The sequence below is a fragment of the Bacteroidota bacterium genome (assembly GCA_037133915.1).
In the GTDB taxonomy this organism is placed as follows: Bacteria; Bacteroidota; Bacteroidia; order Bacteroidales; family CAIWKO01; genus JBAXND01.
Window position 1 is genome coordinate 229,662 of sequence record JBAXND010000001.1, and the last position, 7,233, is coordinate 236,894.

Below are 7,233 nucleotides of genomic sequence, written 5' to 3' on the forward strand. Positions count from 1 at the left end.
GCTGTGTTGAAAATGAAACGGGCGGTCTTTTTAGATCGCCCGTTTTTTTATACCTGCAAAGACATTAATAAATGGGATAAAGAATTGTACTGCAATGACTTAAATCGCGTCAAGGGCTCTGTCAAGGTCTTCTATCAATAATTGAGGTTCTTCAAGCCCTGCATAAATACGAACAAGGTTTATCGGCAAATTCGTTTTGTTGTTATTGTTTGATGAGTACAGAACCGATGCCGGAAACACCAGCGACTCATGTCCGCCCCATGAACAGGCAAGCAGAAATCGTTTCAGTGAATTGCAGAAGAGGTCAATTTTTTCAATCTCGTCTGTTTTCAGAATTACAGAGAACAGGCTGCTCGCATTTTTCATTTGTTTCAGCGCAAGTTCAAATTGAGGATGACTTTCACTGAATGGATGGAATACTTTAGAAACCTTCGGATGCTTCTCCAGAAATTCAGTCAGGATTTTTGCTGTACTCGCCGCCTGCTGCATGCGCAACGGAAGCGTGCGTAAACCCCGAAGCATCAGCCAGGCATTTTCGGGTGAAATAATTCCGCCGAATGTCATGTATTCCGTCGCAAATATTTTCTTAATCATATCGGTGTTGCTGCAGATAACTCCGGCCACGAGGTCGCTGTGCCCGCCCAGATATTTTGATGCCGAGTGTATCACAATGTCAATGCCCAGGCTAATCGGATTTTGAAACAAAGGCGTAGCGTAACTGTTATCAATGACCGTAATTATTTTGTGGGAGGCGGCTAATTCAGCGATAGCCTTTATATCCTGCAATTCAAACAGAAACGATGTAGGACTTTCGAGATAAATCAGACGTGTTTCGGGGCGAATGGCATTTTTGAAATTCTCAATATTGCAGCCATCAACAAATGTAGATTGAACACCGAAGCGGGCAAGTATAACAGACAGAAGCGTGTGTGTCCAGCTATAGCAGTTCTTTACGCAAATTACATGGTCGCCACTGCTTACATTTGATACCACAGCAGCCGTAATGGCGGCACATCCGCTTGATGTTATCAGTGCATCATCGGCATGTTCAAGTGCTGCAATTTTTTTACGAAGCATTTGAACTGTTGGGTTATTTCCACGCGTATAAAACGGGACGTCAAATTCACGGTGAATGTTGGCCCGCATTTCCTCAACGCTGCCGAAACAGAAGTTACTGGACTGCATGACTGGCGGCGCTACCGAATTGAAATACAGATTACGTTCTTCTCCAAGCTGATTGATAATATCCGAAATTTCCATGGTGTTGTCATTTTCACAAAATTATAATTATTATTTACACATCGCCATTATTCCCATTTTTATACACAGCTACTGAACCTATGATGATTGTGATTTTTATCAGGATGGTAATTTAAGTATTACGTTACTGAATTGAAAATATTTCTTATGTTTGTGAGAACATAAACCGTAGTATGAGAAAAATTTACTTCCTGCTATTTTCGTTTTTATTTTCAATATCAATTCAGGCCCAAACGGCGGATGAGTACTTTGTTTCTGCATTTCAAAAATTCCAGAAAAATGACTTTGCCGGAGCGCTTGATGATTATACGAAAGTAATCGCAGCAAAGCCTGACTATGCCGACGCATGGTTCAACCGTGCCATTTGCTATGATAAACTCAACAAGATTGAGGAAGCCCTGACAGATTATAATCAGGTTATTTTTCTTCAGCCTGATGATGCAAACGCCTACTTGAACAGGGGAATGATATACGATCAGCTGGGCAAAATTAAACTCGCATTGGTCGATCTTGACAAAGCCATAAAGCTGAACCCCGACCTGGCTTCCGCATGGTACAGAAGAGCCGTGATTTATGAAAAAATGAATGCCGATACACTGGCCGAAAAGGATTTTAAAAAGTACCTGAGTTTTTATCCATACAGCACCAGCGCTAATTATTATTTGGCAAATCTGTATGATAAAATGGAAGAACTGGAAGCGGCTATTTTTTGCTACACCAAGGTGTTGCTCGTTGATACCACCAATGCAAAGGCCTGGTATTACAGGGCATATGATTATGACCTTATCAGTAAACCCGAACTTGCTATTAATGATTATACGAAGGCAATTGCTGCCGATGCAAATTATATTGACGCCTATTTTAACCGTGCTTTTCTGTACGACGATTTGGGCCAGTTTGATAAAGCGGTGGCTGATTATGAAAAAGTAATTACGCTGCAGCCCGATGCTCTGGACGCCTATTATAATATGGGTCTGGCTAAAATCAGCATGGGGCGGAAACGCGAAGGCTGTGCTGCTTTCAAATATGCTGCAGACAGGGGAGACAAAGCTTCAAAAAAATTCTGGTCGGTTAACTGTAAACAAAAATGAAGGGTATAGGAAACATAGCAAAAAAAGTGTTCTTGTTCTATTACGAAGGGATACGCAATTCATCTACAGGACGAAAGCTGTTTCTTGTAATTGCTATCAAACTGTTTATTATGTTCATTATATTAAAGATGTTTTTCTTCCACGATTTTTTAAAATCAAATTTCAGTAATGACAATGAGCGTGGAAATTATGTGATTGAACAACTAACTAAAGAATCAAAGTAAAACCAAAAAGCAATTATTATGTTTGAACACGCCGATTTATCATTGATCGACTGGTCGCGGGCGCAGTTTGCACTCACGGCTATGTATCACTGGATTTTCGTGCCGCTCACATTGGGAATGGGTTTTATGATAGCCATCATGGAAACCATTTATGTGCGTACAGGCAACCCTGAGTGGAAAAGGATTACTCAATTCTGGATGAAACTTTTCGGTATCAACTTTGCCATTGGCATTGCTACCGGACTCATCATGGAATTCGAATTCGGAACAAACTGGTCTAATTATTCATGGTATGTGGGCGATATTTTCGGTGCACCACTCGCTATTGAAGGAATCATGGCCTTTTTCCTCGAATCGACATTTATCGCCATCATGTTCTTCGGATGGAGCAAGGTGAGCAAAAAATTCCATCTTGCGAGCACCTGGCTTACGGCTTTCGGTGCAAACATCTCTGCTCTATGGATACTCGTTGCAAACTCATGGATGCAGTACCCTGTAGGTATGCATTTCAACCCCGTGACGGGTCGCAGCGAAATGCTCGACTTTTGGGCAGTGTTGCTTTCTCCCGTTGCCGTCAATAAATTTCTTCACACAATTTCCAGCGCATACGTGCTTGCAGCACTGTTCATCATGATGGTAAGTGCATGGTTTATGCTGAAGAAAAGAGAAATTCCGTTTGCAAAAAAAAGTATGCTTGTTGCCGGAATTTTTGGTTTGCTTGCATCATTGTTTACAGCTGTTACCGGTGATGGTTCTGCTTATATGGTAGCTCAGAAACAACCGGCCAAACTAGCAGCAATGGAAGGTCTCCGAAAAGGAAGTAATGGCACAGGTCTGGTTTTATTCGGCATACTTAATTCTGATAAAAAAGATCTGGATGGCGATAACGATGATTTTTTATTTAAATGGGAAGTTCCTAAATTGCTCTCTGTTCTTGCCTATCACAATGCAAATTCCTTTGTTCCCGGACGACTCGATTTAGTGGAAGGAAACAAAGAAAATAAAATTGAGCCGACGTCCGATAAAATTGCCAAAGGAAAAATTGCCATCAGAGCGCTGGCTGCCTACAAAAAGGCTAAAAAAGAAGGTAATACTGCTGTGGTCGACTCTACGCTTAATGTTTTTCAAGCTCATTATCGTTATATGGGTTTCGGATATCTTAAAGATCCCGCCAGCGTTATTCCAAATGTCCCAATGGTATTTTACAGCTTCCACATTATGGTAATATTCGGTGTGTTCTTTATTCTTCTGTTTGTTGTTGCCTTGAGTTTAATTGTGAAAAATAAAATCGATTCAAAAAGACTGCTGCTGCGGATAATTATGTGGACGTTCCCGCTTGGGTTTATTGCTTCGCAGGCAGGCTGGATTGTGGCTGAGGTTGGCAGGCAGCCCTGGGCAATTCAGGATTTACTTCCAACAGCCGTGTCAACAACTAATATCGGAAGCACTTCGGTTATGATTACATTCTTTCTGTTTGCTGCTCTGTTTACAGCATTACTTATAGCCGAAATAAAAATCATGTTAACTGCAATCAAATCAGGACCGAAAGGAGGCGACAATGTTTGAAAACTGCACATATTTATTCCTTCAGCAATACTGGTGGATTATTGCTTCGCTGTTAGGCGCACTGCTGGTATTCCTTATGTTTGTTCAAGGCGGACAAACCCTCATTGGCATTGCACGCAATGAGGAAGAAAAAACAATGATCCTGAACGCCGTCGGGCGCAAATGGGAATTTACATTCACCACACTTGTTACATTTGGTGGGGCTATGTTCGCGGCATTTCCAAAATTCTATTCAACCAGTTTCGGTGGCGCCTACTGGGCATGGATGGCTATACTGTTCTGCTTTACAATTCAGGCAGTATCCTTTGAATTCAGACGGAAGAAAGGAAATTTTCTCGGCCCACGCACCTACGAAACCTTCCTCTATATTAATGGAAGTCTCGGCGTTTTCCTTATTGGCGCAGCCGTGGGTACTTTTTTCACGGGCTCTGATTTTAGTTTGAACGATGCTAACAGCGTAATCTGGAACAGCCCGTTCCGCGGGGTGGAAGCTGTTTTTAATGTTCAAAATGTGCTGCTCGGATTTACTGTGTTTTTTCTATCGCGTATTCTGGGTGCACTTTATATTATGAACAGTATCGACGATGAAGGTCTATTTATGGGCGCCCGTAAACAGGTTATGATAAATACTTTATTCTTCCTGCCCGTATTTCTTACGTTTGTTGGTATGCTTCTATGGCGCGATGGTTTTGCATATGATTCGCAAACTCAGGTTGTGAGCCTCGTTGCAAATAAATATCTGATGAATTTAATCGAGATGCCCATTGTGCTTGTGATATTTCTGCTGGGTGTTGTGGCTGTTCTGGTGGGAATTATTATGGCATGGTTCAAAAAAAGTACCAAAGGCATATGGTTCTCCGGATTGGGTACGGTACTCACCGTTTTTGCTCTGTTGCTTATTGCCGGGCTGAATCACACTTCCTTCTATCCTTCGACAGGCAATCTGCAGAGTTCACTTACCATACTGAACAGCTCATCCAGTCAGTACACACTTACGGTGATGTCTTATGTTTCGCTGCTGGTGCCATTTGTGCTCGCCTATATTTTCTTTGCATGGAGGGCTATCGACCGCAAAAAGATTGACAAAGCCGAAATGAAGGACAATGATCATGTATATTAGTATCTATTATAAAAATTAAAGAATAAGCGTATGTACGGAACCGCATTATCATCTATTTTATGGTACATCTCCTGGCCTGTTTTCATCCTTGTTTGCACTTGGATAATCAGCCAGGCAGTTAAGAATTTCGAAAAGAATTTCGATTCACAAAAGTAGAAATATCAGTAAATTGTTTTTATGTCTAAGATTGTTTCAATGTCTGAAGCTGCCTCCATCGCGGTTCACGCAATGGTGCTTATAGCTCGCTCAGAAAAAAATATAAATGTGAATTTGCTCGCTGAAAAAACCGGTGCATCAAAAAATCATATTGCAAAAGTGATGCAGCGCCTGGTGAAGCAGAATCTGATTAAATCAACACGGGGACCAACCGGCGGCTTTGTGCTGGGACGATCTGCCGGTAAAATCAATTTGCTTGAAATATATGAATCTATTGAAGGGCAGATACAGGTTGAAGGCTGTCCGATGGAAAAACAGGTGTGCCCATTCGACAAGTGTCTGATGGGAGGCATTGCCAATAAGCTCTCACTGGAATTCAAGAATCACCTGAAAAAGCAGACCTTAAATTCCTATATGGATTCATAGTACAAGAACAATAAAATTAAAAGCCCGTCAGCAAACTGCGCCGACGGGCTTTTTTGTGTATCGCACTCACACTAAATAGTGAATCGAATCATCCCTTTTTATAACGTCGGATTGAGGTTATACAGGGTTTGATTCTGCCCCGTCTTCTTTTTTCTTCACATATTCGTTGAATGATTGCTCACCTTCTTCTTTCCAGTAATTGCCGTAATGGCGCCATTTTTTCCATTCTTCGCGTTTGTCGCCGCAGTTACCCTGACGGTGATAATGCTGAAAATGATTATGGGGTTTTTTATGCCATGGCGGGCTCAGTCGGCCGAACAGCAGCCGTCCTAAAACTACCAGCCCGAAAGCCTGCCAGAAGGTGATGAGTCCCAGTCCGAATATGGCAGGCATCAGCCAGTTCCATAACAGCATTACAAAATATCCGAAAATAAAGCCAAAAATGGCTACGCCCACTGTACCCAGTATTCCGAATCCTATAAATTTAAGAACGGTAAGAAAAGGGTGTCTTTTTTTGCATCCGCAATTTGATTCCATGTGTTAATCTCCTTTTAGGTTAATCAGTTTATGTTTTTAGTATTTTATGTAATTTCTGAAGCGCCCGGTATTTCCTCGATAGAAGTGTTCCCTGCGAAATGCCCCAGGCCTCCGACAACTCGGCGAAGGTGCGTCCGTTGAAGCTGTTTTCTATAATGAGCTCCTGTTCTTCGGATGAAAGCATTGAAAGTGCTTTGTACAAATCAACAGGCGGCAAATCGTCCATGCCGTCTATGATGGCTTCCAATGGCGCGTCATCAGGCACAAACACAAAACGGTCGTTGCCGTGTTCATCAGTAAAATCACCAACAGGAATTTCATTTTTCTTCTTCCTGCGCCTGTCGGTAATGCGGTTACGAATGGCACTGTAAATATAAGCAGCCAGATTACTTATCGCCGAGTCCGGATCCTGACGTGCGAACATGCTCTCTGCAACATCCTGTAATATATCTTCAGCATCTGCTTCATAAGCCGAACCCCCCATTTGCATCCGTGCATAGTTTTTTAACTTGAGGTAATTCCACTCAAAAAAACTTTTCAAAGAACGCTGCCTCGGAATATCGTGCTTCATACTTATCAGGACGTGAATTGTTGTTTTTATTGCATCTTCTCATCAAAAATTCTGCAAAATTATTGCAATATTTTTTTAAACAACTCAATATTAGGATGTTATAAAATTAGAAATTATTTATCATGACAAATGAAAAATAGATTCAAGCCAGATTGGCAGCCTTCGGCAAGTCCGATGTTGCAGGAATAAAAACAGATATCAGGATTTACAAGTTGTTTGTAATTCTCCTTTGCGCCTTTGCGTCTTCGCGTGAAAAACGGTTTAGCTGTTTAGTCGTTTAGC

The 7,233-nt window shown here is 41.7% G+C and carries 8 protein-coding genes; 5 read left to right on the forward strand and 3 right to left on the reverse strand.

Annotated elements, in window-relative coordinates; translation table 11 throughout:
* Positions 1 to 99 precede the first annotated feature (99 nt).
* Positions 100 to 1,260 carry an aminotransferase class I/II-fold pyridoxal phosphate-dependent enzyme gene (locus WCM76_00845; protein MEI6764153.1) on the reverse strand — a complete coding sequence of 387 codons (1,161 nt, stop codon included), beginning with the start codon at positions 1,258 to 1,260 and terminating at the stop codon, positions 100 to 102.
* A 173-nt stretch (positions 1,261 to 1,433) separates the two neighbouring features.
* On the opposite strand from WCM76_00845, the gene WCM76_00850 reads away from it, so the two are divergent.
* From WCM76_00850 to WCM76_00870, 5 genes are all read left to right on the forward strand, one after another.
* Entirely contained in the window at positions 1,434 to 2,351 is a 918-nt protein-coding gene (locus WCM76_00850) for a tetratricopeptide repeat protein (GenBank protein ID MEI6764154.1), read from the forward strand.
* Positions 2,348 to 2,575: a DUF4492 domain-containing protein gene (locus WCM76_00855; protein ID MEI6764155.1), complete on the forward strand. Its 228-nt coding sequence runs from the start codon at positions 2,348 to 2,350 to the stop codon at positions 2,573 to 2,575. Before WCM76_00850 ends, WCM76_00855 begins: the two co-directional genes overlap by 4 nt.
* Before the next feature lie 18 nt (positions 2,576 to 2,593).
* Positions 2,594 to 4,141, forward strand: coding sequence for a cytochrome ubiquinol oxidase subunit I (locus WCM76_00860; protein ID MEI6764156.1), 1,548 nt, complete (start codon positions 2,594 to 2,596; stop codon positions 4,139 to 4,141).
* Positions 4,134 to 5,261 (forward strand): cytochrome d ubiquinol oxidase subunit II, encoded by a 1,128-nt coding sequence (cydB, locus tag WCM76_00865; GenBank protein ID MEI6764157.1) that lies wholly within the window; start codon positions 4,134 to 4,136, stop codon positions 5,259 to 5,261. The genes WCM76_00860 and cydB overlap by 8 nt, the downstream gene beginning before the upstream one ends.
* Before the next feature lie 177 nt (positions 5,262 to 5,438).
* Positions 5,439 to 5,843: an Rrf2 family transcriptional regulator gene (locus WCM76_00870; GenBank protein MEI6764158.1), complete on the forward strand. Its 405-nt coding sequence runs from the start codon at positions 5,439 to 5,441 to the stop codon at positions 5,841 to 5,843.
* A gap of 117 nt (positions 5,844 to 5,960) precedes the next feature.
* On the opposite strand, the gene WCM76_00875 is transcribed toward WCM76_00870, so the two are convergent.
* Complete coding sequence (locus WCM76_00875; GenBank protein MEI6764159.1) at positions 5,961 to 6,380, reverse strand: hypothetical protein; 420 nt, start codon at positions 6,378 to 6,380, stop codon at positions 5,961 to 5,963.
* 28 nt (positions 6,381 to 6,408) lie between these two features.
* Positions 6,409 to 6,951, reverse strand: a complete 543-nt coding sequence (locus tag WCM76_00880; GenBank protein MEI6764160.1) for a sigma-70 family RNA polymerase sigma factor — start codon at positions 6,949 to 6,951, stop codon at positions 6,409 to 6,411.
* Positions 6,952 to 7,233 lie beyond the last annotated feature (282 nt).